Raw genomic sequence first — 26,581 nt, 5'->3', positions numbered from 1 at the left:
AGCTTGAATAAAACCGTTTGACTGTTTAACGCGCATTTTCCCAACCGGAGGTTCGTCATCAGTACACAGACCGACCAGATGCACGAGCACCCTGTCGACGATTCGGCGATTCCCGAGTTACCGACAAGTGCCACTGTCGGCTCGCTGAACATCACAATCCTCGGCATCAACTACGCGCCGGAAACCACGGGGATAGCTCCGTACATGACGGACCTTGCCGAATCGCTCGGTGAGCGCGGACACGTGGTGCACGTTGTCACCGGGTACCCGCACTATCCGGCATGGGAAATCGACGCTTCGTATCAGGGACGGTCGATAGACGAGGTCGTGAACGGCGTTCATGTTCACCGACGCCGCCACTTCGTGCCGAACCCACCGAACGCATTGGGACGAATCAAAATGGAGCTGAGTTTCGGCGCACGTGCCGCCAGCTCCGGGTGGAACACACCTGATGTGATCGTGTGTACCAGTCCGGCATTGCTGGCCACTGCGATGGTCCTCGGACGTGCTCGGCTGACGCCCAAACGTCCGGCCATCGGGGTCTGGGTCCACGACTTGTACGGACAAGGCGTCGTGGAGACCGGCGCGATGACAGGCCGCAGTGCCCGCGCAACGTCGAAGCTCGAGGCGGCTGTCGTGAAGTCCGCCGACGGAATCGCCGTCGTCCATGACCGTTTCGTCGACCACGTCGTCAACGAACTTCACGTCCCACGCGAACGAGTCACCGTCGTTCGGAACTGGACACATGTGGCACCGATCGATGTGGACGATCTCACCGCCGCACGCACCAGATTCGGGTGGTCGCCCGACGAAACCATAGTTCTGCACACCGGAAACATGGGCGTGAAGCAAGGTTTGGAGAATGTGGTGGAGGCGGCTCGACTCGCCGACGAGCAGAATCTGCCCATCCGATTCGTTCTGGTCGGCGACGGCAATCAGCGACCGAACCTCGAAGCCGCGGCAGTGGGAGTCAATCGAATCGACTTCGTCCGTCCACTCGACGACCAGGACTTCCGTACTGCCATGGCCGCCGCTGACGTTCTACTGGTCAACGAGGCACCCGGAATCGTCGGGATGGCAGTGCCGAGCAAGTTGACGTCGTACTTCAGCAGCGGTACCCCCATTGTCGCCGCGACCGACGTGGCATCCACGACTGCTGACGAGATCCGTGCTTCCGGTGCCGGCGTCGTCACGCAGAACGGCGATCCCGCAGGCCTGCTCACCGCGGCCCTACAACTCGCGGGCGACGCGGAGACCTCCGCCAGACTTGGCGCCGCCGGGGTCCGGTACTGCGCTACCGCGGTCGGTAAAACCGCGTCCATCGACAAATGCGAACAGTGGATCCGCGACCTGGTGGCCGGCCGGAGTCAGCACGCGAGCCACTCGAAACAACACGTCACACATCTCGACGCACATCTCGACTCGGATCCGAAGACGACGAACACAGACAAGGCAGCTGACGCTCGATGACCAAACGCGCACTCATCACAGGGATCACCGGACAGGACGGTTCCTATCTGGCAGAACTGTTGTTGGCCAAAGGTTATGAAGTACACGGATTGATCAGACGCGCATCAACTTTCAACACGTCACGCATCGATCACCTCTATCAGGACCCTCACGAACAGGGCGCACGGCTGTTCTTGCACTACGGTGACCTGTCCGACGGCGCACGACTCGTCACGCTCTTGTCGAAGATCGCACCAGACGAGGTGTACAACCTCGCTGCGCAGTCGCACGTGCGGGTCAGCTTCGACGAGCCCGAACACACCGGCAACACAACCGGAATCGGGTCTATTCGTTTGCTCGAAGCAGTCCGCATGACGGGATTGCAGTGCCGTTTCTACCAGGCTTCGAGTTCGGAAATGTTCGGAGCCAGTCCGCCTCCACAGAACGAGGACACCCCGTTCTATCCGCGATCGCCGTACGGTGCTGCGAAGGTGTACTCGTACTGGGTCACCAGGAACTATCGCGAAGCGTACGGAATTCACGCGGTGAACGGGATCCTCTTCAATCACGAGTCACCCCGCCGCGGTGAAACATTCGTCACGAGAAAGATCACGCGTGCAGTCGCGCGGATCCAGGCCGGGATCGAAGATTCGCTGTACCTGGGCAATTTGGACGCGGTAAGGGACTGGGGCTACGCACCCGAGTACGTCGAGGGTATGTGGCGGATGCTTCAAGTCGACGAACCAGATGACTACGTGTTGGCCACTGGAGGAAACTTCACGGTCCAGGATTTTGTCGTGGCCTCATTCGAACATGTTGGTCTCGACTGGCAGAAGTACGTCAAGTTCGATCCTCGTTACCTTCGCCCGACAGAGGTGGACGCTCTGGTCGGCGACGCAGGCAAGGCCGAGGACAAACTGGGCTGGAAAGCGACAGTACAGACCCCAGAATTGGCTCGAATCATGATGGACGCCGATATCGCAGCATTGGCACATGCCGGCACACCGTGGATCGACACGCCACATCTCCCTGATTGGAAGATCTCGCTCTCATGATCACGACGAAATCGATTGCACCTCTTGATCGCAGCGCCCCGACATACATCGCCGGACACAAGGGGCTAGTGGGATCCGCGCTGTGGCGCAAGCTCGAGCAGAGTGGCTTCACCGACCTGATCGGCCGCACATCTGCCGAACTCGATCTGCGAAACCGCGCAGACGTGTTCGCCTTCTTCGAAGCCACCACACCGTCGTGCGTTGTCTTGGCTGCCGCGAAGGTCGGGGGAATCGTCGCGAACAACACATATCCGGTCGACTTCATCTCCGACAACCTCCAGATCCAGACCAACGTGCTCGACGCAGCACTGCGGCACGGCGTGCGTCGATTGCTGTTCCTCGGGTCCTCGTGCATCTACCCGCGCCTGGCACCACAGCCGATCACCGAAGATCAATTACTGAACGGCCATCTCGAACCGACCAACGACGCATATGCGATCGCCAAGATTGCGGGAATCATCCAGGTCCAGGCTGTTCGCAGGCAGTTCGGGTTGCCCTGGATCTCGGCGATGCCGACAAGCCTGTACGGACCCGGCGACAACTTCTCGGAGAATGTTTCGCACGTACTTCCTGCGATGATCCGCCGTCTCGACCAAGCCAAGAAGGATGGAGTTGAATCCGTCACGAACTGGGGTTCTGGGAGCCCACGTCGAGAATTCCTCCACGTGGACGACTTGGCCGACGCACTCCTTCACCTACTCGACACCTTCGACGAGTCCGGGCACATCAACGTCGGTACCGGTCACGACGAAACCATCAAAGATCTCGCAAACATCGTGGCTGAAGCAGTCGGATACGAAGGCCGAATGGACTGGGACACAAGCAAGCCCGATGGTGCACCGCGCAAACTACTCGACGTGTCCACACTGATGGCCACCGGTTGGCAACCCCAGATCTCAACCCGCGAGGGCATCGAGTCGACCGTCGCCTGGTATCGCGAGCACGTACAGGACTCGTCTGCAGCGGTCCGACTGTGAGCACAATCCGCACTCTGTCCGGATTCACCGGTGCCGGATACGACAAGGGACGCGGTCCGCTGGTTCAAATCTCCTGGCTCGCGATTTCCGGTGTACTGCTTTCTCATTGGTGGTGCCCCAACGGGATACGCGTTGCAGTTCTCCGGCGGTTCGGTGCAGACATCGCCGACGGGGTCCTGATTCGGCACCGCGTCCGTATCCACTGGCCGTGGAAGCTCACGGTCGGAGCAGACTCGTGGATCGGCGAGGGAACCTGGATACTCAATCTCGAACCCGTCACGATAGGGGCGAACACGGCTATCTCGCAGGATGTCCTCCTGTGTACGGGCAGTCATGATCACCGAAGTCCCACATTCGAGTTCGACAATGCCCCCATCGTCATCGGCGACCAGGCATGGATCGCCGCCCGCGCGACGATACTCCGAGGGGTAACGATCGGGGACAACGCAATCGTCGGCGCGACGGCTTTGGTGACGTCCGATGTTTCCGCCGGAACCACGATGTTGGCGCCACGGGCCGGCGCTGCACGATGAAGATACTGCAGATCGTCACTCTCTTCTCACCGGACGCCGCTTACGGAGGGCCTATCCGGGTCGCCCTCAATCAGTCGAAAGCATTGCAGGACAATGGCCATGACGTAACTATCGTCGCAGGTGAGCGTGGGTACGCGGTGCCCCCGACACGCGAGCAGGGTATCGCTCTGAAATTGTTTCCGGCGCGAACCGTGATCCCCAAGATCGGGTACGCGGGAATCGGCGCGCCGTCGATGCTTGTGTGGCTTCGCAAGCACATCCGAGAATTCGACGTCGTGCACATTCATCTCGCGCGCGACCTGGTGACCCTTCCTGCCGCCAAGTTGGCTCTTGCATACGGCATTCCAGTTTTCGCACAGACTCACGGGATGATCGACGAAACAGACAAGCTGCTGGCAAGACCGTTGGACGCTGCTCTCACGATCCCGGTCCTCAAACGCGCACGGACAGTGTTCTATCTCACCGAACGAGAACATGCAGACCTGCAGTCCGTTGTCGGAGACGGTCGCCTCAACTTGGTGGAACTCAACAACGGGATTCCGGAGGCGGAAGGCCTCGAGTCGCCGCCTGTGGACAGATGCGACCCGCCCGAGGTCCTGTACCTCGCACGATTACAGGCAAGAAAGCGACCCCAGGTCTTCGTCGAAGCCGCAAAAGAGTTGTTGGACAGCGGACACACGGCGCGCTTTTCGATAGTCGGACCGGATGAGGGCGAAGCAGAAGCCGTCAACCGACTGATCGAACGCTCCGGGCACGGCAGTGTCATCCGGTACGAAGGCCCACTTCCGTTCGACAAGTCTGCCGCACGATTTCGTCAAGCCTCGGTATACGTCTTGCCCTCCGTGAACGAGCCGTTCCCAATGTCCGTACTCGAAGCGATGGCCGCTGGACTGCCCGTAGTCGTCACCGACACGTGTGGCCTCGCACCACTGATTCGCGACGGTCGCTGTGGCCTCGTGATCGACAACGCCACCGAGTCACTGACTGCGGCGATCTCGTCGCTCTTGAAGGATCCCGTCGTCGCAGCAGAGATGGGCGCCCGCGCGCGAAATGTTGCTCGCGAACGACTAGGAATGCCTGCTGTTCGTGCGGTGCTCGAAACCCAGTACGGGCTCTGAGCGGCTCCCACATCTGCACTACAGGAAGTAATTGTGAAATCCACTCGCCCCAAGGTCCGTCGACGCATACTCGTTCTCAGCGGGATTGTCGGCGGACTTACTGCAATCACTGCCGCCGGCTGGCCGGTCTACGTCGATCCGGTGATCGACACACCCGAAATGGCCGACGCGATAGTTGTTCTCGGCGGTGATCACGACGGCAGAGAAGAGTACGGGCTGTCCTTGGCCGAGCAGGGCTACGCGCCCCAGATCATCTTTTCGAATCCGTATCGAAGCAATGATCCGAAGATCAACGCGATATGCGAGGGAACCTACGACTTCGAGGTCAGCTGTTTCAAGCCAGATCCGTCGACCACGCGTGGTGAAGGACAGGAGATTCGGCGTCGCGCAGAGGCACAGGGATGGAAGCGCGTCATCGTTGTGACCTTCGTTCCCCATGTCTCTCGCAGTCGCTACATCATCAACCGTTGCTGGGACGGTGACATCGACGTAGTCGCGGACCCCCGACCACTTCCGGTCTGGGTCTGGGCCGCGAACTACGTGTGGCAAACCGCCGGGTATGTTCGCGCCCAGTTCCAGGAATGCTGACTGCCTCTGGCAGGTCAGTACGCTCCGTCACTCCTGAGCACTGCGGATACGGTCTTGGTGATGATCGAGATATTCTGCGCCGCAGACCAATTCTCCACATACGACGAGTCGAGACGAACAGATTCTTCCCAGGAGAGATCACTGCGACCACTTACCTGCCAGAGGCCGGTGATGCCAGGCTTGACCAGCAGGCGCCGGGCAACCTCGTCGTCGTACATCTCGACCTCACGCCGCAACGGCGGCCGCGGACCGACAACGCTCATCTCGCCGCGAATGACGTTGAAGAACTGTGGTAGCTCGTCGATGCTCAATCGACGAAGGATCTTGCCGACGGACGTGATTCGTGGATCCTCCCGCATCTTGAACAACACGCCTCCCGCGCCTTCGTTGTCCCCCATCAGATCGACAACCTGCTGATCGGCGCCTTCCACCATGGTACGAAACTTCAACATAGGGAACGGTTTCCCGTTGAGGCCGATGCGTTCTGCCTTGTAGAACACCGGACCTTTCGACGTGAACTTGACCGCAGCGGCGGCGGCGACCATGACCGGCGCCACGAGGAGGATCATCAGCATCGAGAACACCGCGTCGAAAACAGCGGGCGCAAGCCGGTTGGCGCCCTGGTAGCGCGGTCGCGCAACGTGAATCAACGGGAGTCCTGCCGCCGGGCGAAACATCAAGCGAGCCTTCGACACGTCGGCTACGACCGGTGAAACCACCATGTCGACGCCCTCGGCTTCGAGATCCCACATCAGCTTGCGTATGCCCACCTGCCCGAGGTCTTCGGTTCCGGTGACGATGACGGTGTCTGCGCCGCTTGCGCGCATCGCCTCGACCACCTCGAACTCGTTGCCCAATACCGGGACCGCTGCGCCGTCGACGACGATGTGATCGTCCAGCGCGGTCGCCCGACGCGGAATGCACGCTCCCACAACGTCGTAGCCTGCCGAGGAGTCCCGCACGAAGGCTCGCGTAGTAGCAACGACGGACGCGTGTCCACCGACCAACAGCACCGAGTTGCGGCAATCCCCGCTCGCACGCTTCTTTCGAATGTCGCGTCGCCAGAGGTAGCGCCCGAGAAGCAGCGCAGCGAGCCCGACGGGCAGTGCGATCATGAGATAGCTACGCGCGATTCCTACGCCGAGAATGATCCCGGCCAATGCGCCCACTCCGAAGACTTGGCCGGTAGCGAGCAGCACCTTCTCGTACTCGTCGCTGCCCTCGCCCAGCATCGACTGATGACGGCTGCGTCCGCGTGCGAGCGCGATCATCCACAGCCCTCCCAGCGCTGCAGACGCAATCACCTTGAGTGGTGTCAGCCACTCGATCGGATGCGGCCACATGCTGCCGATCTGTGCGAGCGCGATCACGAACAGAACCGTGATCGAATCGCTCACGGCAATCCGCTTCCGGTATGCCCGACGCCAGTCGGTGCCGACATGAGCGGAATCCCGCAATGCTGCCGACCGGCTCTCCACCTCAGCATGAACGCTCATTTGCCATCAGTCCTTCTAGTCATTCGAACGACTTCAGCGGGTCGAACGGATTCAGCGGATCGCTGATCGGTAGCCACTGCGAGCCTCCAGGTACGGCAACACCCCGCCGGTTGCCGTACCTCGCTGCTCGCAGTGCAGAAACGAACCGTCATCGGACCCCCCTACATAACTGCCGATCAAGGGCCACTTCGTGCGATAAAACGACCCAGTGTTGCTCATTTCGTACGTAAACATACCTTAGGTTTGTTTCAACTGCACTCACCGAGTCCAGGCTATTTTTCGGTTGCCAGATGATTACCGGGCAATTACGTCAAAGTGGGCTAATCCTCCACGTTTTGGAAACGTCTTCCCTCACGAATCCGAATGTCGGCGATCAGCATGTCCAGGGCGTCCAGGAGTGCAGTGTCGGCTCGTCGGCACTGTTCGATCAAAGCTTCCAGATCAGCTTCGTCGGCGCTTTCGACCACACCGGCTTTGGCGGCCCTGCTCAGTACTTTTTCGGCGAGGAGCAACGGCGGCTGCGACCGAGCGATGCCGTCCATTGACGACGCGCGCGCCTTCTCGGCAGCCTTCAAAGCGTCCCACGCCCGCTCCTGCTCAGCGATGTCGACCACTCCGGAACTGACCAGGTGCGGGCTGCGGTGCACAAGTTTCGCGATCAATGCGCCGGCCACGTCGTCCAATTCGAAAACGTCGTGAGATTGAGCGATCCGCGAGTGGAACAACACCTGGAGCAACAGATCGCCGAGTTCCTCACGGAGATCGCTCTCGTCGTCGCTTCGAATCGCGTCTAGTACCTCATAGGTCTCCTCGACGAGGTAAACCGAGAGGCTCTCGTGCGTCTGGGTCGACTCCCAACCGCCGCGATTCCACAACCGGTCCATGATCGACGCCGCTTCCACCAGTCGATCGCCGTGAATGGGTTCGGCGCGAATCATCTTTACCCCAGCGGCAGACAACGCCTCGATCTTCGGCTCGGCGGTGTCCATCATCACAGTCACCGCGGCGCCGGGCGTCGTGGCCGGCAGTGCGCCGCGTACCGAGTCGGGAACGTCCGGGTCGATATCGATCGCGCCGGACAGGAACGGGAGCGCCTCCAGCGGAAAGACATGCGGCCGCAAAGGATCGAGCAGTACGACGACGGGCGATTCGTTCACCGTGTGCTCACGCCTCGACCAGGACGGCACCGGCGGCGCGCCCGTCTATCGCCAGGATGAAGTCCGCGATGTACTGAAGTAGTTCGACGTCCCGCAGGCGATCCGAGCCGACTCCGCCGGTGCGAGGCAGCGGGAGTTGCACGAGCCCGGTCGTTGCCCGGTACTGCGCGCTCGGATAGATCCTCTTGAGCCTGATCTGCTTGGAATCGGGCAGTGACATCGGCGAGATCTTGAGCTGAGTTCCGGTGACGGCGACTTCCTCCAGTTGGTACTCGCGGCAGAGCAGTCGAAGCTTGGCCACCGAGATCAGCCGTCGAACCTCTTCGGGCAGTGGGCCGTAGCGATCGACCAGTTCTTCGACTACGGCAGCGATGCCGTCGGAATCAGTTGCCGCAGCGAGCTTGCGGTACCCCTCCAACCTGAGCCTGTCACTGGTGACGTAGTCGGGCGGGATGTGCGCGTCCACCGGTAGGTCGATCCGGACTTCCTTCGTGCCCTCGTCCATGGTGATCGGTTTGCCGTCGGCTGCAGCCCGGAAGGCTTCGACCGCCTCACCGACCAGCCTGACATACAGATCGAACCCGACCCCTGCGACGTGGCCGGACTGCTCTGCGCCCAGAACGTTTCCGGCTCCACGGATTTCGAGGTCCTTCATCGCGACTGCCATACCAGCGCCGAGGTCCGAATTCTGCGAAATCGTTGCCAGTCGATCGTATGCCGTTTCCGTCAACGGCTTTTCGGCCGGGTACAGGAAGTATGCGTATCCACGTTCACGACTACGACCGACGCGTCCGCGAAGCTGATGTAACTGCGAGAGGCCAAGCGAGTCCGCACGTTCGACGATCAGTGTGTTCGCGTTCGAGATGTCCAGACCGGTTTCGATGATCGTGGTACAGACCAACACGTCGAAGTCGCGTTCCCAGAAGCCCTGCACGGTCTTTTCGAGAGTATCCTCGTTCATCTGACCGTGCGCGACGACGACGCGAGCCTCCGGGACGAGTTCACGGATCTTCTTGGCCGCCTTGTCGATCGAGCTGACACGGTTGTGTACGTAGAAGACCTGACCGTCGCGCAGAAGTTCACGCCGGATGGCCGCGGCAACCTGCTTGTCCGCATACGCGCCGACGTAAGTGAGGATCGGATGACGTTCTTCCGGCGGTGTGAGGATCGTGGACATCTCGCGGATCCCGGCCATGCTCATCTCGAGAGTACGAGGAATCGGGGTAGCCGACATCGTCAAGACGTCGACGTGGGTGCGTAGTGCCTTGATGTGTTCCTTGTGCTCGACTCCGAATCGCTGTTCCTCGTCGACGATCACAAGCCCGAGGTCCTTCCAGCGAATACCGGTCTGCAGCAACCGGTGAGTACCGACGACGATGTCGATCTCGCCTTCGGCCATGCCGGCGATGATTTCCTTCGAGTCCTTGGCGTCGGTGAAACGGGACAGCCCTCGCACCTTCACCGGGAACGACGCCATTCGTTCGGTGAATGTCTGAAGATGTTGCTGTGCAAGCAGAGTCGTCGGGACCAGTACCGCCACCTGCTTGCCGTCCTGGACTGCCTTGAACGCGGCACGAACGGCGATCTCCGTCTTGCCGTACCCGACGTCACCGATCACCACCCGGTCCATCGGAACCGGCTTCTCCATGTCGGCCTTGACCTCACTGATGACGGTCAACTGGTCGATGGTCTCGGTGAAGGCGAACGCGTCTTCGAGTTCCTTCTGCCACGGCGTGTCCGGGCCGAACGCATGCCCCGGGGCCGCCTGACGCGCAGCGTAGAGCTGAACCAACTCACCCGCGATCTCACGAACCGCCTTGCGGGCCTTACGCTTGGTGTTCGCCCAGTCGGATCCACCGAGCTTGCTCAGCGCAGGCAACTCTCCACCGACATACCGGGAGAGTTGATCGAGCGATTCCATCGGGACGAACAGACGATCACCCGGGTGACCACGCTTGCTCGGCGCGTACTCGATGACCAGGTATTCACGACGCGCCCCGCCGATGGTGCGTTCGACCATCTCGACGAACCGGCCGATACCGTGCTGATCGTGCACGACCATGTCCCCGGCAGACAGCGCGAGGGGATCGACCTGATTGCGGCGCTTGGCCGGCAAGCGCTTTCCGTCGCCGACCGCAGCAACGCGGTTGCCCGTCAGATCGGACTCGGTGACGATCACCATCCCCGGCGTCGAGTCGTCGCCGGCGAGTACCAGTCCGTCGTGCAGAGACCCGCGGAGCACCGCGACCTGTCCGCGGGCGGGGGTCGCTCCGCCGTCGAGCATCTTTGCGGGCACTTCGGCTTCACCGAGTCGCTCGACGACTCGGCTTGCTGTGCCGGCGCCTGCCACCACGATCGCCGCGCGACCGCCCGTGCTCACGTGTGCCCGGAGGCTGACGAACAGCTCGGCCAAGAGGTCGTCGGAACCACGTACCTGCGGTGCCGCCTGAACCGGGATTTCAAGTTCTTCACCATTTCCCGACGCCAGCGGGCTGACCGTCCACCACGGACGGCCGGCAGCTTCGGCAGATTCGCGAACATGACGAAGCGACCGGTATGCGGAGGCACCGAGATCGACTCCCCCGCCGTTGAGGATCGACGTGTCGAGCGGTGCAGCGCCGCCGATCGACGCCGCCGTCCACGACGCTTCCAAGAATTCCTGGCCGGTGCGCACCAGATCGGTGGCGCGGGTGCGCACCTTCTCCGGATCGCACAGAAGGATGTGCGCCCCTACCGGAAGGACATCGGAAAGTAGTTGCAGTTCACCGGGTTTGAGAACCGGGAGCAGAGCTTCCATCCCCTCGACGGGGATGCCTGCCGAGATCTTGTCCAGCATCTCGACCAACGAAGCGTCAGCCTGATTCTCAGCAGCGAGTGCCGCAGCTCGATCGCGAACATCAGCTGTCAGAATCAGCTCACGACACGGCGGCGCGATCACGGAATCGACGTCGACGTCCGGTAGCGAACGCTGATCGGCGACAGAGAAGTACCGAAGCTCCGATACCTCGTCACCCCAGAATTCGATACGTACCGGATGATCCGCCGTCGGCGAGAACAGGTCGAGAATGCCGCCGCGGACCGCGAACTCACCACGCTTTCCCACCATGTCGACACGGCTGTACGCCATCTCCACCAGACGAACCAGAACAGAATCGAAATCGATCTCGGTGCCGACGCGCAACGTGATCGGCTCGATCTCGCCAAGACCCGGCGCCATCGGCTGAACGAGAGAGCGCACCGTGGTCACGATCACCCGAAGAGGCGAGCCGTACGAGGCGTCGTCTGGTCTGGCGAGTCGGCGCAGTACCTCCACCCGTCGCCCGACGGTGTCCGCGCTCGGCGACAGTCGCTCGTGCGGCAATGTTTCCCACGACGGGAACTGCGCGACGCCTCCACCGAGCATCTCGGTGAGTTCTGATGTCAGATCGTCGGCTTCGCGACCGGTGGCCGTCACCAGCAGCACCGGAGTGCGCGCGGCAAGTGCAGCGGCGATGAATGGTCGAGCCGGCTTCGGCGCCACGATGTCCAGGGCAGGCGCACCGATCGAGTCGATCACTGGAGTGAACGCGGCGTCTGCGAGGGCGACCTCGGCGAGTCCAGCGAGCGCAGTCTGGGCAGAGGACAAGGAAGTCAACGAACGCGCTCCTGAACAGTGATGACGGGTTGCGGACGCACAGCCCGAGCGCAAGATCTCCACCGAGGCAGAGTTGTGCGCCGGTTCGATTCTATCGGTGTGCGATCTCGCAGCGCAGTCCGATCCGTTCAGTTTCCCGTAACGCTCGGCTTCTTCGTCGTCCGCTTGGCCGGTGAAGATCGGGTGGCCGGTGAAGATCGGGTGGCCGGGGCGCTCGGCGGTGCCACGGCCACGCTGGTGTGAGAGTTGAGCGCCCGAACCCGGCCGATTACCTTCGTCGCCTGGCTGGTTCTCCGTAGACGTACAGTCCTGCGACCGTTCGGCGCGAGGTGGAACCAGGAGTCTTCGGGCTCGAAGCCCTGCAGTTCGAGGGCAACGTATTGGGCGGAAGCATCCGTCGAGACGTCGACTACCCACTCTTCGTCGCCGACGTTGCGCGCCGTGGCGACAAGTCCGACCGACCGCTCGAGGGGCCGTGCCGGACTCCCCAGGAGGTGCACCACTTCGTCCACCATCTCTCCGTCTTCGTCTTCGAGTGTGACGGTGACGGCGTCGTATGTCCGCGCCCCGAACTGAAAGACGTGAGTGAGGTCGGTGAAACGGCCGACAAGGCTGTCCACGGACCAGGTCAGACTCGAGTGCGATTCCACCTTGACCGGTAGCGCGACGTCGACTGGGACGACACCTGACCGACTGTGCGCTCGAAACCTGATCTCGCCGACGACAGGTTCGGCAGTCTCGTTGATCGCGTCGAGCCTCAATCCGTCCATACCGTCGTCCGTGACCAGGAGCGCGATCGGTTTGGCGCTCCTACGGAGCACGAACCACGGAGCCTTGGGGCTGCCGCTCCAATCGAGGACCCCCCATCCCGGTCCGGGCTCCAGGTCTCGCAGTGCGAGTGTCAAGGCGCCGTCGCACCGAGAATCCGGGCGACGCCAGTAGCCGAGCGTCGAGGCGAACGCCTCACATACGGCTGCTCGCCCCAGGTCGAGATAGCGTTCCGGGTCGGACCACCGGACTTCACGAGCGTCTTCGCCGAAAAGCGCGTGGACATAGTGATCCCGAACATCCTCGAAATCCCACGACGATCCGTTGTCCCGCGGCACCGCGGCTTTCCATGCCGGGTGGTGCCCTGCGACGGCGAGCGAACCGAATTCGTTCTCGATCACGGCATTCGACGGTGGAATCGAAAATGCCAATGATTCGGTCGCAAAACGTACTCGCGCGCTGAGCACGTCGGCCAGTGGACGACGATAGGCACCCACCCCGAAGTAGTGAGCGACCCCGCTTCCGACATGCGTTGCCAATTGCTCTCCCCCGCGAGGCGCCGAGGGCGACGACGTCACGTATTCGAGTTCAGGTGCCACCGCTGAGATCAGCTCCGGCAGTCTCGAATGAATGAGCGGGATGTGTTGATCGACCAAGCCCAGCATGGTCGGCTGCTGTTCGGTCTCGCTGCCGCCGCAGAAGACTGCCAAAGCGGGATTTCCACGCACTCTGTGCAAGAACGCGGTGACCTCTGCTGCAACGAGTTCGAAGAATTCGTCGGTGTCGGGCGGATCAAGCGTCGCCAACATCATGTCCTGCCACACGAGAATGCCCAGTCGCGCGCATTCCTCCCAGAAGTGGTCGCTCTCGTAGACCATCGTCCCCGGGATTCGAATCATGTTCAGGCCCGCCTCAGCCAGGCGTTCCAAGACACGAGTGGTGCCGGCGTCGTCTTGAAGCGAGATCGGGTCGGTCGGCACCCACACCGAACCACGGCAGTACACCCGGATGCCGTTGACATTCAAACGGAATCCACCATCGGATCTGTCGGCCTCCACCGTCCGGAAGCCCACTGAACCGAGATGCTCGGAGACTCCGATCGTTTCTATCGTCACCGGATACGTGCGAGGAGCGCCATGAGTGTGCGGCCACCACAACTGCGCGTCCGGCACTTCGACGACGCCGGACACCTCGAGGAATCCGTCCGGTCCGGCAATTACAGCCAATTGTCGCGAGTGTTCGCCGACGCGCACGGTCACGTACTCCAGCGAGGCCGGCAATCCGGTGAGCCGAGCGCTGACGGCAACGTGACCGGTTGTGCCGTCAACACTCGCGTGCTTGACAGCCGAGACTACGGCGGCAACTCCCTTGTCCAACAACCGGATACCCCGCCACGGTCCCACCGGTACCGGAACGCCACTGAATACGGGAGCCATACCGAGCATCGTGGTTCGGATCCACCGAAGACCCTGTTCACGGACCATCGACGAGCGCCAACGTCCTCGAGGACGCCTCGATCTCAGAATCGCGGACAGAGAATGAAAATGAATAGCGACCTGGACGCGTTTACCAGCGCCGACTACGGCCGGAATGCTCACTTCCCCAGGCATGAACATGGATTCAGTGGACGCGACATGGACGCCGCCGATCCAGACATCGGCAAACGCCGTCACACCGTCGAACTGGAGCAGCCACGACCCCTCACCGGTCGTGGCCACGGTAGTCACGAACCACCAGTCCGATGATGCAACAGACGATGATGAAACCGACGACGATGCAACGGACTTCGTGCGTCCGGCGTCCGTTTGCGCCGCCTGTATCGCACCAACGACTGTCCCAGGCACAGACGCTGCGACCCACTCGGTCACGGTTTCGAGGGCATCCGGATCAGATATGGATCCGGGTTCGGTTGCAGCGCATCGCCATATCGCGCCGGCCAGCAGGTCTGCTGACGAACGAGGCACTGTTAGACCAACCTCAAGTGTCGATGCGAGTCGACGCCGACTGTGTCGGCAACGACTTCCATCGCTCTCTTCCACGACACGGCCATCTCGTCGAGTTGCTCACGCGGGTCCACCGCGCGGCCCCTGGAGGCACGCGCCATCTGAAACTGCACGCTCTTGGCCCCGGACGCCACTTTGCGGAAATCTGGCGCAGCTTCGCCTGTCCCGGAGAAACCTGCAGTGTCCAAAAACTCGCTGGCGTCGGCTGCCAGCTCCGCGCTGGCACCACACTGACGAAGTAGCCCGAAGGACCAGAGGTGAAAGGCATCCATACCCGCCCCCTGCACCCATTCGAGGTCGTCGATCACCCGGCGTCCCAGCTCTCGCACGGGATTACCCGCGGCTCGAACCGCTACGTTCCGCCGAGCCACTTCGGCGATGTTTCCGGCGTTGGTCGCGTGAACCGGATTCAACCTGATCTGTTCGACGTAGGGCACGAACGAAGGAAGTGAGGAACGATCGAGATCGAAGACACCGGAGAAATCGTCGCCTCGCAGCAAGTAGTACCCGCTGTTGTGGAAGTATTCGAGCTCGCCGGCAACGCGATCGATCCGATTGGGCACGATCGTGGTCTTGGTGTGCCCCTCGTGATAACTCGTTCCGAGAGTGTCGGGAAGCCAGTATCCGTCGACTTCAACCGTCGACAGCATCCCAACCGCGAGGTTGTCCTCGACATGGATCAGCGGGGCCCGCCAGACGTTCATCTCGGCGACTTCGATTCCGTACAGCGCGTAGATGTCCTCGGCCTTGAGCTTGAGGAACGTCCACTGAGTCCCGTCGAACCGCGATGAGAAGGCACATGCCAGCGCCGGGACGGGGTCCAATCCCAGCGAATGCAACACTTCGATCCACAGATCCGTATAGCAGTTGGTCTGCGCCCACACCCGGTCGTCCTGGTGCAACGAATGGGGTTGGTAGCGATCAGGTGAAATGTCGATGAGCCGGGACATCAGATGCCCATTCGTTCGCGTACGGAGGTTGGCCACGCAGCCACATCAAGACCATGAGTCCGCAACAAGGACAACGCGATTCGCTCCATCCCGAAGCCGACGCACGAGCTGTGCGCCACCTCCCCCTCCGCCGTTCGGATGTCGAAGTTGACACCGAAATGGTCGAGATGGTTGTTCGAGGACACGATCGCCGTGCCCTCGTCGAGATCTCCGTAGAGCCGAACCGTCAGTTCCGTCTTGAGATTCTCTTCACGCTGGTTGGCTGCAAGCATCTTTCCGGCGCGTCCGAAGAAAGGATCGTTGGCAATCACCGGGGTGGCGTCGAGTTCGAGCCGGCCGAGCACCTCGAGCCCCCGCTCGATCCAGTGCTCGCGATGCGCTCGCGCTGCCGCGGCGTCACCGATCGTCACGAACTCGTGCATCCGAAACGCTTGCATGCGAGCCGGATCGATCGCCGGTTCGTGCCGGAAGCAAAAACCGTAGATGTCCAGCAGCACCCCGCCTTCGGGGAGAACTCCGGTGTATCGCGCATAGGCAGGATGGCACGCTGCGGAGACGAGCATGGTCTCGGTCGGCTCGAGGTGGCGATCCCACGATTGTCCGTCGGCGCGATCGGCCAGCAGTCGCGCGTGATCGCGATTGGAACCAGCGAAGGTGTTGATGGCGCCGGTGAGGTTGGGAAACGAAGCGATGTAGTCGGTGCGCTCGAAACTGCTACGCGGGAACACCGGCGGGAACCGCAGCCGAGTCGCGGCGGCGCCTGGCCCCGCTGCAACCACCACTCGGTCGATACCGTCGACGATGTCCTCGAACACGCCGGAACGCCCGTAGAGTCCCGGTACCTCTGTCTCGACTAGTAGTCCTTCGACGAGCAGTTCGCGTTGAAATGCAGCCCGAGCCCGATCCAGATCGGTCTCGCCTGTCACAGTCTCGGTTGTCACATTCTCCGTCGTCATAGCGTTCCCCGGTATCCGATAGCCATGTGCGCTGAACCTGCCATGATTCGATCGTTGTTCACCATCACCGCTGCGCCGTGCGCGTCACGAAGGTGCCGACCGAGTGAAAATTCGGTGTCCTCGCGATATCCCGAGATGCCACAGATCAGCATTGTCTGCCCCACGATTTCCACCACCGCGGTGGAGGCTGTGACTTTCAGGTTGTTCATCGCGAGCGAAAAGCCCACCGCTCCCGTCGCCTCGAAATCGGCGGCGCCTTCCGCAGCGTGAACTGCGCGGTCGTACCTGCGTGCAGAGGCGTCGACAAGATCGGCGAATTGTTGTGCCGAAGCAGCAACTTCGGCGAGCCGCAGCGCTCCGGGGGAAGTGACTCCGGGCTGCTTGCGGGCGGCGGCACGCACGTACTTGCGTGCCTTCTCGACTGCAGCGTCGGCAATTCCCAACCACACCGAACTCCAGACGACGTGCGAGACCGGAAGCATCGTATGGGTGGAGATATCGGAATACGGTACGTCGGCGACCATCTCGGGCGTCGAGGTGGCCCGAAGGATGTAACCAAGACTGCAAGTTCCCCTGAGTCCCAGCGTGTTCCACTCGGTGGTGCGTTCGAGCGTCAGGTCTGGGGTACGACACACAACGAGAACCTGATCGTTCGGCTGACTCTCCGGGGTTCGCCGAGCCGTCACGACTATCGCGTCGGAGTGTTCGCCGTACGAAATGACAGGCGCGTTCTTGATCAACAGCAGATGACCGCCCAAGTCTTCGACCGCGCAGTAACTCCGGCTGACGTCACCACCGATTCCCAGCTCAGTGGTTGCCGATGCCAACAGCAGTTGCTTGTCGACCGTTTCTTCGACAAACCCGCGTAGCGCTTCGGTGTTGCCGTGCTTGACCAACGAGTAGATCTGCGTCTGATGCATCGCGAAGATCATTCCGCTTGCTGCACAGCGTGTTCCGATCACACGGGCGATCTGCGACACTTCCTGCAGCGAGAGTCCTTCGCCGCCTAGTTCCCTCGGCACAGCTACCGACAGCAGCCGTTCGCTTCGCATGGCGTCGACAGTTTCACGCGGAAACCTTGCCTCGGCATCGACTTCGTCGGCCCACACCGCTGCAACTTCGTCGGCCAACCGTGTGGCCCGCTCGAGGGCTGTCCCGGTGGCGCACTGCGATTGCGGAGCGTTCATGCAGCACCCAACTCCGTCAACGCACCCTCGATCGCCTTGACGCTTGCGAAGGTACTCTTCCGCAACAACTCGTCAGGAAACTCGATGTCGAACGAATCCTCCAGCGCCAACATGACATTCACGCTCGCGTGCGACGTCAAACCCAACTCGTAAAGATCGGCCTCTCCATCGATCGTGCTCACGTCGACTGCCAGCCGACCGTGCTCGACGAGCACTTTCCGAATTGCCTGATCAATCATCAGCGATGTCGTCCTTCTTTTCGATGCGAGCGCCCGAGCGTGTTGCGATCACCATTGCGATGGCCACGTCCGCTTCGTGCGAGATAGATACTTGAAAATCGTGCAGATCCTGGGCCCGCGCGAGTTCCGCGGCATTGCCGGACAGCGTCACCCCACAACCACCCCACTCGGCCCGAGTGATTTCGATGGAATTCCACGGGACGGGAACGTCACCCGGCCTGAGCACCTTCACAACAGCCTCTTTGGCGGCGAAGCGTGCAGCCAATCGTTGATCCCGCGCCGGCCCGGCGCACGTCTGCAATTCGTGCGGGGTGAAGGTCCGATCGAGATACCTCCGCCCGAAGAGTTCGATACTTCGAGTGACATCCACGACGTTCACTACGTCACAGCCGATCCGCGGGCCGATATCGAGCATCGGCGTCGGCGCAGTGTCACCCATCTGTTGACTCCCCATCTGGGGTCGTACACGCCGGGCAGCCCCCTATGCTGCCCGGTGCGCCGACGCCGTCACCCTGCCCTGACAAACCTTCATTCTCAGCAATTCTTCAGCTACCGGTAGAACATACCGCAATCCGAAGATGATGGGCAAGATCAGACTTCCAGATTCCCATCAACACTATAAACATACTCTTAGTTTGTTTCGAATGCAGAACAAAGAGAACAATGTCGCTACCAGGACATTTGCAGCAAACTGGCCAAGGAGCAGTGCGGAGAGTCAGTGATTTCAGTGATCGCTGGCAAGGCGGCGGGCCGCGAATTGCCTGAAGTACTCCACTTTCGATTCCGGGACCACGATCGGGAGTATCAGGTTCCACGATGCCTTCATGGAGTCCGAAAGCTCACGAACGGTCCCGGTCGCGGCTGCCATCAGCCGAACTCCGGACGCCACTTCCAACAGGAAACGAGCGATGTCAGCAGAATCCGCGTCCGAACGCAGATCACCTTCGTCTGCCGCACGGCTGGCAAGTTCACGGTAAATATCGAGCCACACGTCCAGAGTCGCCGGCCCGGAGCCCCGATAGTCCCCGATCTCGACCAACAAGCGGAACGTCGCTCTAACCATGGCGTCATGCGCACCGATGTCGACGATGACCGACGAAATACCGATCAGCGACTCGAGTGCGGGAGTGCGACGGTCCAACCAGAGCTCACATTTTGCGTCGAAACGCGCCGAACCCTCGTCGATCACCGCCCGCGCGAGTTCTTCCTTGGACCCGAAATGGAAGTACAGCGCGCCTTTGGTCACCTGCGACTCGGCGATGATCTCGCTCAAGCTGGCATTGGCATAACCCAGGCGCAAGAACACACCCGCTGCTCCGCGCAGCACCGAATCACGGGTGGCTTCTGCCCGTTCTTGCCTCACCATCGATCCGGCCTCCAATCACCACACATCGAACGAATCCTTGGTCTTACCCGTTCACAGCGTCAAAATGGAAGGCACGGTTCGGCATTCAACCCACCCTGCAAACAAATGAGACATTTGCCCATCAAACGATCGTGATACAGCGAACACAGCTTAGACCGCGATCCATCTCTGCGCGGCAGGCGCGCCTGGTTAACCCTCCAATTGTGGGTCGGCTTCCAGATTCGTCAGCCCATTCCAACACAAATTCACAAGGTGAGCGGCGACAACTTCCTTCGACGGAGTCCGTTCGTCGAGCCACCAAGTAGCCGTAGTGGACACCATGCCGACAAGCGCCTGTGCGTACATCGTTGCTAGTCCGGGGTCGAAACCGCGTCTGGAGAAGTCCCCCGCAAGCAGGTAGCCCACCTGACTGATCGCATCGTTGAGCAAGCTCGAATACGTCCCACTGGGCGCGACGACGGACGAATCGCGCACGAGTATCCGAAATCCGTCAGTGTGCTCTTCCACGTAGGTGAGCAAAGCCAACGCAACCCGCTCGACTCGAACTCTCGAGCGATTTTGCGAGAGCGACGACGTGATCATCTCGAGGAGTCGCGACATCTCCCGGTCCACTACTACGGCGTACAGCCCCTCCTTGCCGCCGAAGTGCTCGTACACGACCGGCTTGGACACGTTTGCTCGCTGGGCGATCTCCTCGATCGAGGTCGCTTCGTATCCCCGTTCGGCGAACAATGCCCGCCCGATCTCGATCAGTTGTTGCCGACGTTGGGTACCGGTCATCCGGATCCGTGTCACTCGTTCGGGAACTGGATCCCCGCCACCCGAACCGGACACCGCCGCCATTGTCTTCCTCTCGCCGACACACAAATTACTGCTGTGGACGCTCAGCCTATCGGGACTTCGGGGACCCAATCAGAGGAGCGGTTCGACCTACGGCGGGTCGGCATGCGATTATTCTTGCGCGCGTTCGGCCGCAAGGCTCGGCAATGCGTGGCAATCCGCCGTGGTGTAATGGCAGCACCTCTGATTTTGGTTCAGATAGTTCAGGTTCGAGTCCTGGCGGCGGAGCTGGTGAACAACATGCATTTTCCGAGCGGAAATGCGTGTCTTGATCGACAGCTTGATCGACAGTTTGATCGACAGAGGGAGCTCAAACCAGTGCAGACCGCCGTGATCGTTCTCGCAGCGGGTGCCGGTACACGAATGAAGTCGAAGACTCCCAAGGTCCTCCACACTCTCGCCGGACGCAGCATGCTGGCACATTCGCTTCACGCGGCAACCTCACTGAACCCCACGCACCTGGTGACCGTCGTCGGTCACGATCGTGAGCGTGTCACCGAAGCAGTCAACGCAGTCGCGGGTGAACTGGGCCGACCCGTCACCGTCGCCGTTCAGGACGAGCAGAAGGGCACCGGGCACGCCGTCAGTTGCGGACTCGAGGGTCTGCCGGCGGACTTCGCCGGAACCGTACTCGTGACGGCCGCCGACGTGCCGCTGCTCGACGGCAAGACCATCGCAGACCTCCTCGCTCAGCACACTGCCGCCCCCGCGGCTGCGGTCACGGTGTTGACGTCGACTGCCCTCGACCCCACCGGCTACGGACGGATCCTTCGTACGACGGACGGCGAAGTCAACGCCATCGTCGAAGAGAAGGAAGCCACCGATTCGCAGCGCTCGATCACCGAGGTCAATTCAGGTGTCTACGCCTTCGACTTCGAGACTCTGCGCGATGCGCTGGCGTCTCTCGACTCCAACAACGCACAGCACGAGTTCTATCTCACTGATGTGATCATGATCGCCCGTCGCGCAGGCAAGCGTGTTCGCGCGCAGCACATCGCGGATTCGGTTCTCGTCGCGGGCGCCAACGACCGCGTGCAGCTCTCGACGCTCGCCCGCGAGATGAACCGTCGGATCCTCGAGACGTGGATGCGTGCCGGCGTCACCGTCGTCGATCCGGCGAGCACGTGGATCGATTGCGGCGTGCACATCGCACAGGACGTGACGCTCCTGCCCGGAGTTCAGTTGACCGGCACAACCTCGGTGGGCGAGGACGCCGTGATCGGCCCCGACACCACCTTGGACAACGTGAGCGTCGGGGAGCGCGCGCAAGTCGTCCGCTCCCACGGGACCGACTCCGTGATCGGAGCCGACGCGACCGTCGGTCCTTTCGCCTACCTGCGGCCGGCTACACGCCTCGGTGACCACGGGAAGATCGGCGCATACGTGGAAACGAAGAACGCGGACATCGGCGAGCATTCGAAGATTCCGCATCTTACCTACGTCGGCGACGCCACCATCGGCCATCACAGCAACATCGGGGCTTCGAGCGTCTTCGTCAATTACGACGGCGTGAACAAGAGCCGTACTGTGGTGGGGTCGCATGTGCGAACCGGCTCCGACACGATGTTCGTCGCCCCGCTCACCGTTGGTGACGGCGCATACACCGGGGCCGGAACCGTTCTGCGAAACGACGTACCGCCAGGGGCGCTTGCCGTCTCGGGTGGTTTGCAGCGCAACATCGAGGGCTGGGTTCAGAAGAATCGTCCCGGCACGCCCGCGGCCGATGCTGCAGCAGCAGCTGCACAACCTGACGGCCCTGCAACAACCTGACAGCCCTGCACTACCTGACAGCACAGATCACCACCAGATCGACCGGCAAGTACAAAAGGATGGCATGAACCAGTGACTGCGAATTGGATCGACAACCAGAAGAACCTGATGTTGTTCTCGGGTCGCGCACATCCCGAGTTGGCGGAGCAGGTGGCGAAGGAACTCGACATCAGCGTCACCCCGCAGACCGCGCGCGACTTCGCGAACGGTGAGATCTTCGTTCGATTCGAAGAGTCGGTTCGCGGCTCCGACGCGTTCGTCCTGCAGAGTCATCCGGCACCGCTGAACACGTGGGTGATGGAGCAGCTCATCATGATCGACGCTCTCAAGCGTGGATCGGCCAAGCGCATCACTGCCGTTCTTCCGTTCTACCCGTACGCCCGCCAGGACAAGAAGCACCGCGGACGCGAGCCGATCTCCGCTCGCCTGATCGCTGACCTGCTCAAGACCGCCGGCGCCGATCGCATCATCACGGTCGACCTTCATACCGATCAGATCCAGGGCTTTTTCGACGGCCCCGTCGATCACATGCACGCACACAGCCAGTTGGCCAACCATATTCGCGCGGGCTACAACCTCGAGAACATCACGGTGGTCTCCCCCGACTCGGGCCGCGTTCGTGTCGCCGAGAAATGGGCCGACTCGCTCGGCGGAGCGCCGCTGGCGTTCATTCACAAGACGCGCGATCCCTTGGTACCCAACCAGGTCAAGTCCAACCGCGTCGTCGGTGATGTCGAAGGTCGCACCTGCATCCTGATCGACGACATGATCGACACCGGCGGAACCATCGCCGGCGCGGTCAAGGTACTCAAGGAGGCCGGAGCGGGTGACGTCGTCATCGCTGCAACCCACGGCGTCCTCTCCGACCCTGCTGCCGAGCGCCTGTCGACGTGTGGCGCAAAGGAAGTTGTTGTCACCAATACACTTCCGATCGACGAGTCGAAGAAGTTCCCGACGCTGACGGTGCTGTCCATCGCACCGCTGCTGGCTCGCACCATCAAGGAAGTTTTCGAGAACGGTTCTGTGACTTCGCTGTTCAACGGCAGCGCCTAGTCTCACGCTGCTCTACGGGCGCGTACCTGTGACTTCACGGTCACTGGTACGCGCCCGTCGTCGTCTTCGTGAACACCACAGAAACAGACCACCCGGTCATCATGAAACCACCTGTGGGACACACGAATACCACCGAATACGGCATTCAGCATGATCTTGATCACGCCCACGACCAGAAACCCAGGTCGATGTTGGGGTGGTGTTCACCGCGCCGCAATCTTCGCCTAGTGTGGCTCGTCGTGATCGACGCGCAAACCCTGGAATCCCGGCCCGAATCTCATTCCCTGAATTCATCAGTTCCGACGATCCGGCGGTGGCGCCCAGGATCTTGTGTCTGGTGCGGAGACGACAACTCCGTGGACATGTTCCGCAACGAACCCCGCTGTGGAAAATGTCGTGAAAACGAAGGCATCATCGACGACGCGAAGCGCTTCCTCGGTATGTACGGTCTGCGCCCGCTCGGCGGCACGCTGCAGTCCGACGACGACGAAGAACGCGAGTACCGCGTCAACGCTCGCGAGGCTCGCCGAGTTCTGAACGAGATCCGCATGGACGTCCTTCCCGATGCGGCCGCCGTTCGCAAGGCGATTCGGCCCCGTGCCGCAACGGTTGTCGCCGACACGTCACCCGCACGGGCTTCCCGCCCCGCCAGCACGGGCACAGCGACGCGCGTTGCCGCTCCGGTCAAGACGGACACCGTGGACATCGACACGCTCCAGGCTCGCGTCCTAGGGCTTCTCGATCAGCTCGGTTCGATCGACGAGCAGATCAAGGTCGCCGAACTCGCACAAGGGTTGCCGGCGCGCGCGCGACTGAGCGATCTCAACAAGCAGAAGGCCACGGTTCTTCGCACGCTGGCCGCTCTCGAGAAGGCTCGCATCGCCGCCTCCAACTAATTCCTTCGCGTCCGTCCCACGGCCCCGTCTCCCTTGCGAGACGGGGCCGTTCTGTATGAGCAGGTACCTTTACGAATCGTGAATGACATCACCATCACCTTTGTCGTGCTTGCACTGGTCGTGGCGCTGTTCGTGATCGGCCGAATCCCGGTCGGCATCATCGCGATCGGCACTGCCCTGGCGCTCTACGCCACCGGTGTCATCACGATGGAGCAGGCGCTTGCCGGATTCGGCGATCCCACGGTGGTGTTCATCGCCGCGCTCTTCGTCGTCAGCGAAGCCCTCGACGCCACCGGTGTCACCACGTGGGCGGGCGAGAAATTGCTGGCAAAAGTCGGTGAATCCCGAGTCCGTCTCTTGAGTGCGATCATGTTGCTGGCGGCCGCGTTGACCGCATTGATCAGCGTCAACGGAGCCGTAGCCGCGTTGGTGCCGATGGTGGTCGTCTTGGCAGTGCGTCTCGGTAAGTCGACGTCACAACTGCTTCTGCCGTTGGCATTTGCCGCCCATGCCGGTTCGATGCTCACCTTGACCGGAACACCGGTCAACATCATCGTTTCCGAAGCCGCCGAGGAATCCGGGGCCGGTGCTTTCGGGTTCTTCAGTTTCACCTTGGTCGGTGCGCCGCTCGTATTGGGAACGATCGCGATCGCCGTACTTCTCGGTCCTCACGTCCTCCCCCATCGTGCGGGGACGTCGATGTCGCCTGACCTGAGCCGGCACGCCAAGACCCTCGCGAAGCAGTATCAGTTGATGGGCAAGGATGCGCCGTCCGCAGAGCCCTTGATCACCAAGCACGACGGTGTGGTCGAAGTGATAATCCCGCCGCGCTCGGAAATGATCGGCGACAGGGCTTTTCCCGGCATGGTGACCGACAGTGGCGATCTGGTGATCCTCGCGGTCCAGCGTGCCGGTGAGGACTGCGGCCCGAAGGGCGTCAAGTTGGCGGCAGGTGACACGCTCCTCCTGCAAGGCAGCTGGGACGATCTCGACACGCACACCGCGGTCGATCCGAACGTCCTCGTGGTCGACGCACCTGGTCAGATCCGTAAGCAGGCAGCGCCGTTGGGAACTCGTGCGGTCATCGCCCTCGTCGTCGTCGCGGCGATGGTCGTGATGTTGACCTTCGGATTGGTACCGTCGGCGATAGCCGGACTCCTCGCGGCGTGTGCAATGGTTTTGTTACGAGTGATCAGCGTGGAGCAAGCGCATCGGTCCATCTCGTGGACCACGTTGATTCTCGTCGGCGGAATGATCCCGCTCTCGACCGCGATCCAGCAGACCGGCGCAGCCGAGAAACTCGCTCATGCCTTCGTCGACGTCGTCGGTGGTGCAAGCCCGTATGTCGTCGTCGCCGGACTCTTCGTCGTGACGGCGACGCTGGGTCAGCTGATCAGCAACACCGCGACCGCGCTGATCATCACGCCGATCGCCATCTCGGTCGCCAGCGAACTCGATATCTCGGTGCTGCCCCTTCTGATGACGGTGACTGTCGCTGCCGCAGCCTCCTTCCTGACGCCCGTCGCCACTCCCGCGAACATGATGGTGATGGGACCTGGCGGATACAAGTTCGGCGACTACTGGAAGCTCGGACTCCCGATGTTGTTGTGGTTCCTGGTAGTTGCGACGGTGTTGATCCCAGTGATCTGGAGTTTCTGATGTGCTCACCGAAGGTGTTGTCGGAGGTCTACGAATCGATCGGACGAGAGGGCAGGAAAGTCAGCCGACGATCGATGTTCGCGGCGCTCGGCACTACTGCGCTCGGTGCGACCGTCGTGGCCGGCGCGGTGCAGCCCACTGCGTCGGCAGCGCCATCGGGTCGGACCATCGTCGATCTGACCCATGTACTGACGCCGGATTTCCCGGTGTGGCCGGGCGCGCGCTCGTTCGAGATGAGGAACCTGGCGAAGATCGCCGACGCCGGCGGGTCCATGGGCTCGCTCGGGTCCTCTGGTTTCGGCGGAAACTTCTACCTCAACGAACTCCGCCTCGAGGAACACACCGGTACGCACATCGACGCGCCCGCGCACGCCAGTGCGGACGGAATCACCGTCGAGAAGATTCCGGTCGCCGACCTCGTCGTACCGATTGCGGTCGTCGATATCAGCGCCCGAGCCGCCGTCGACCCTGACGCGTTGCTCACCCGCCAGAACATCCTCGATTGGGAAGCCGCCCACGGGACGATCTCTCCTCGCAGTCTGGTGGCGATGAACTCGGGCTGGGATACCCGGGCCGGTGCCGGCGGAGCCTTCACGAATCGAGATGCACTCGGCGTGCAACACACTCCGGGATTCGCCCCCGAAGCGATCGACTTTCTCGTCCGCGAGCGCAACATAGTGGCCGTGGGTTCGGACACCCTCAGCATCGACGCGGGCCGAAGCACCACCCACGGGGCTCACCGAAGCGCTTTGGGCTCAGGAAAGTACGCAGTCGAAGCCCTTGCAAACCTGTCCGCACTTCCGGCCGTCGGCGCCACGGTGATGGTGGGAGCGCCGACGCATGCGGGTGGTTCGGGTGGTCCGTGCCGGGTCATCGCCTGGTATTGA

The 26,581-nt window shown here is 61.7% G+C and carries 22 protein-coding genes and 1 tRNA gene; 12 read left to right on the top strand and 11 right to left on the bottom strand.

Features of this window, described 5'->3' with window-relative positions; all coding sequences use genetic code 11:
* Positions 1 to 78: 78 nt before the first annotated feature.
* From AC3WQS_RS05405 to AC3WQS_RS05380, 6 genes are read left to right on the top strand one after another with little or no spacing between them, the layout of a single operon-like run.
* Complete coding sequence (locus AC3WQS_RS05405) at positions 79 to 1,470, top strand: glycosyltransferase family 4 protein (protein WP_258955497.1); 1,392 nt, start codon at positions 79 to 81, stop codon at positions 1,468 to 1,470.
* Positions 1,467 to 2,504, top strand: a complete 1,038-nt coding sequence (gmd, locus tag AC3WQS_RS05400) for a GDP-mannose 4,6-dehydratase (RefSeq protein WP_060939758.1) — start codon at positions 1,467 to 1,469, stop codon at positions 2,502 to 2,504. The genes AC3WQS_RS05405 and gmd overlap by 4 nt, the downstream gene beginning before the upstream one ends.
* Complete coding sequence (locus AC3WQS_RS05395) at positions 2,501 to 3,481, top strand: GDP-L-fucose synthase family protein (RefSeq protein WP_092763279.1); 981 nt, start codon at positions 2,501 to 2,503, stop codon at positions 3,479 to 3,481. The genes gmd and AC3WQS_RS05395 overlap by 4 nt, the downstream gene beginning before the upstream one ends.
* Complete coding sequence (locus tag AC3WQS_RS05390; RefSeq protein ID WP_492711566.1) at positions 3,478 to 4,014, top strand: DapH/DapD/GlmU-related protein; 537 nt, start codon at positions 3,478 to 3,480, stop codon at positions 4,012 to 4,014. The genes AC3WQS_RS05395 and AC3WQS_RS05390 overlap by 4 nt, the downstream gene beginning before the upstream one ends.
* Positions 4,011 to 5,132, top strand: a complete 1,122-nt coding sequence (locus AC3WQS_RS05385; RefSeq protein WP_092763185.1) for a glycosyltransferase — start codon at positions 4,011 to 4,013, stop codon at positions 5,130 to 5,132. Before AC3WQS_RS05390 ends, AC3WQS_RS05385 begins: the two co-directional genes overlap by 4 nt.
* Positions 5,133 to 5,165: 33 nt before the next feature.
* Positions 5,166 to 5,720 carry a YdcF family protein gene (locus AC3WQS_RS05380; protein ID WP_029255883.1) on the top strand — a complete coding sequence of 185 codons (555 nt, stop codon included), beginning with the start codon at positions 5,166 to 5,168 and terminating at the stop codon, positions 5,718 to 5,720.
* A 14-nt stretch (positions 5,721 to 5,734) separates the two neighbouring features.
* Here the strand turns inward: AC3WQS_RS05380 and AC3WQS_RS05375 are convergent, their stop codons facing one another.
* From AC3WQS_RS05375 to AC3WQS_RS05325, 11 genes are all read right to left on the bottom strand, one after another.
* On the bottom strand, positions 5,735 to 7,216 hold the full coding sequence (locus AC3WQS_RS05375; RefSeq protein ID WP_092763183.1) for a sugar transferase: 1,482 nt from the start codon (positions 7,214 to 7,216) through the stop codon (positions 5,735 to 5,737).
* Positions 7,217 to 7,536: 320 nt separating this feature from the next.
* A complete protein-coding gene (locus tag AC3WQS_RS05370; protein ID WP_020970287.1) occupies positions 7,537 to 8,373 on the bottom strand; it encodes a nucleoside triphosphate pyrophosphohydrolase in 837 nt (278 codons plus the stop codon).
* 7 nt (positions 8,374 to 8,380) lie between these two features.
* Complete coding sequence (gene mfd / locus AC3WQS_RS05365) at positions 8,381 to 12,007, bottom strand: transcription-repair coupling factor (protein WP_031331022.1); 3,627 nt, start codon at positions 12,005 to 12,007, stop codon at positions 8,381 to 8,383.
* Positions 12,008 to 12,135: 128 nt separating this feature from the next.
* On the bottom strand, positions 12,136 to 14,739 hold the full coding sequence (locus tag AC3WQS_RS05360; protein WP_492711569.1) for a glycosyl hydrolase 2 galactose-binding domain-containing protein: 2,604 nt from the start codon (positions 14,737 to 14,739) through the stop codon (positions 12,136 to 12,138).
* Positions 14,740 to 14,741: 2 nt separating this feature from the next.
* Complete coding sequence (locus AC3WQS_RS05355) at positions 14,742 to 15,728, bottom strand: DUF1839 family protein (RefSeq protein ID WP_019744648.1); 987 nt, start codon at positions 15,726 to 15,728, stop codon at positions 14,742 to 14,744.
* Positions 15,728 to 16,684 (bottom strand): amino acid--[acyl-carrier-protein] ligase, encoded by a 957-nt coding sequence (locus tag AC3WQS_RS05350; protein WP_047888906.1) that lies wholly within the window; start codon positions 16,682 to 16,684, stop codon positions 15,728 to 15,730. Before AC3WQS_RS05350 ends, AC3WQS_RS05355 begins: the two co-directional genes overlap by 1 nt.
* A complete protein-coding gene (locus tag AC3WQS_RS05345) occupies positions 16,681 to 17,871 on the bottom strand; it encodes an acyl-CoA dehydrogenase family protein (protein ID WP_042952515.1) in 1,191 nt (396 codons plus the stop codon). The genes AC3WQS_RS05350 and AC3WQS_RS05345 overlap by 4 nt, the downstream gene beginning before the upstream one ends.
* A complete protein-coding gene (locus tag AC3WQS_RS05340; RefSeq protein ID WP_003946296.1) occupies positions 17,868 to 18,110 on the bottom strand; it encodes an acyl carrier protein in 243 nt (80 codons plus the stop codon). Before AC3WQS_RS05340 ends, AC3WQS_RS05345 begins: the two co-directional genes overlap by 4 nt.
* A complete protein-coding gene (locus AC3WQS_RS05335) occupies positions 18,103 to 18,549 on the bottom strand; it encodes a holo-ACP synthase (RefSeq protein WP_020970291.1) in 447 nt (148 codons plus the stop codon). Before AC3WQS_RS05335 ends, AC3WQS_RS05340 begins: the two co-directional genes overlap by 8 nt.
* Before the next feature lie 285 nt (positions 18,550 to 18,834).
* Entirely contained in the window at positions 18,835 to 19,476 is a 642-nt protein-coding gene (locus AC3WQS_RS05330; protein ID WP_003946317.1) for a ScbR family autoregulator-binding transcription factor, read from the bottom strand.
* 189 nt (positions 19,477 to 19,665) lie between these two features.
* Positions 19,666 to 20,319 carry a TetR/AcrR family transcriptional regulator gene (locus tag AC3WQS_RS05325; RefSeq protein ID WP_019744652.1) on the bottom strand — a complete coding sequence of 218 codons (654 nt, stop codon included), beginning with the start codon at positions 20,317 to 20,319 and terminating at the stop codon, positions 19,666 to 19,668.
* A 154-nt stretch (positions 20,320 to 20,473) separates the two neighbouring features.
* Between AC3WQS_RS05325 and AC3WQS_RS05320 the strand changes: the two genes are divergently transcribed.
* The 6 genes from AC3WQS_RS05320 to AC3WQS_RS05295 all read left to right on the top strand — a co-directional run bounded on the left by AC3WQS_RS05320 (position 20,474) and on the right by AC3WQS_RS05295 (position 26,581).
* Positions 20,474 to 20,544: transfer RNA gene (locus AC3WQS_RS05320), tRNA-Gln, on the top strand.
* Positions 20,545 to 20,634: 90 nt separating this feature from the next.
* Positions 20,635 to 22,086: a bifunctional UDP-N-acetylglucosamine diphosphorylase/glucosamine-1-phosphate N-acetyltransferase GlmU gene (gene glmU / locus AC3WQS_RS05315; RefSeq protein WP_019744653.1), complete on the top strand. Its 1,452-nt coding sequence runs from the start codon at positions 20,635 to 20,637 to the stop codon at positions 22,084 to 22,086.
* A 72-nt stretch (positions 22,087 to 22,158) separates the two neighbouring features.
* Positions 22,159 to 23,139, top strand: coding sequence for a ribose-phosphate diphosphokinase (locus tag AC3WQS_RS05310; protein WP_020970292.1), 981 nt, complete (start codon positions 22,159 to 22,161; stop codon positions 23,137 to 23,139).
* Positions 23,140 to 23,378: 239 nt separating this feature from the next.
* Positions 23,379 to 24,035 (top strand): hypothetical protein, encoded by a 657-nt coding sequence (locus AC3WQS_RS05305; RefSeq protein ID WP_024487329.1) that lies wholly within the window; start codon positions 23,379 to 23,381, stop codon positions 24,033 to 24,035.
* Between the two features lie 78 nt (positions 24,036 to 24,113).
* The gene (locus tag AC3WQS_RS05300) at positions 24,114 to 25,694 is read left to right on the top strand and encodes an SLC13 family permease (protein ID WP_492711572.1); all 1,581 of its coding nucleotides are present in this window, start codon (positions 24,114 to 24,116) and stop codon (positions 25,692 to 25,694) included.
* Positions 25,694 to 26,581 (top strand): cyclase family protein, encoded by an 888-nt coding sequence (locus tag AC3WQS_RS05295; protein ID WP_492711574.1) that lies wholly within the window; start codon positions 25,694 to 25,696, stop codon positions 26,579 to 26,581. Before AC3WQS_RS05300 ends, AC3WQS_RS05295 begins: the two co-directional genes overlap by 1 nt.

The organism is Rhodococcus sp. FW305-130 (assembly GCF_058788335.1).
The sequence above is the reverse complement of the archived record's forward strand: the minus strand, read 5'-3'. Positions and strand labels throughout refer to the sequence as shown.

Excerpts from the sequence above, each read along its gene's own strand:
- AC3WQS_RS05405 (WP_258955497.1), top strand. The coding sequence starts at position 79 with ATGCACGAGCACCCTGTCGACGATTCGGCGATTCCCGAGTTACCGACA.
- gmd (WP_060939758.1), top strand. The coding sequence starts at position 1,467 with ATGACCAAACGCGCACTCATCACAGGGATCACCGGACAGGACGGTTCC.
- AC3WQS_RS05395 (WP_092763279.1), top strand. The coding sequence starts at position 2,501 with ATGATCACGACGAAATCGATTGCACCTCTTGATCGCAGCGCCCCGACA.
- AC3WQS_RS05385 (WP_092763185.1), top strand. The coding sequence starts at position 4,011 with ATGAAGATACTGCAGATCGTCACTCTCTTCTCACCGGACGCCGCTTAC.
- AC3WQS_RS05375 (WP_092763183.1), bottom strand. The coding sequence starts at position 7,216 with ATGAGCGTTCATGCTGAGGTGGAGAGCCGGTCGGCAGCATTGCGGGAT.
- AC3WQS_RS05355 (WP_019744648.1), bottom strand. The coding sequence starts at position 15,728 with ATGTCCCGGCTCATCGACATTTCACCTGATCGCTACCAACCCCATTCG.
- AC3WQS_RS05350 (WP_047888906.1), bottom strand. The coding sequence starts at position 16,684 with ATGACGACGGAGAATGTGACAACCGAGACTGTGACAGGCGAGACCGAT.
- AC3WQS_RS05345 (WP_042952515.1), bottom strand. The coding sequence starts at position 17,871 with ATGAACGCTCCGCAATCGCAGTGCGCCACCGGGACAGCCCTCGAGCGG.
- AC3WQS_RS05340 (WP_003946296.1), bottom strand. The coding sequence starts at position 18,110 with ATGATTGATCAGGCAATTCGGAAAGTGCTCGTCGAGCACGGTCGGCTG.
- AC3WQS_RS05335 (WP_020970291.1), bottom strand. The coding sequence starts at position 18,549 with ATGGGTGACACTGCGCCGACGCCGATGCTCGATATCGGCCCGCGGATC.
- AC3WQS_RS05330 (WP_003946317.1), bottom strand. The coding sequence starts at position 19,476 with ATGGTGAGGCAAGAACGGGCAGAAGCCACCCGTGATTCGGTGCTGCGC.
- AC3WQS_RS05325 (WP_019744652.1), bottom strand. The coding sequence starts at position 20,319 with ATGGCGGCGGTGTCCGGTTCGGGTGGCGGGGATCCAGTTCCCGAACGA.
- AC3WQS_RS05295 (WP_492711574.1), top strand. The coding sequence starts at position 25,694 with ATGTGCTCACCGAAGGTGTTGTCGGAGGTCTACGAATCGATCGGACGA.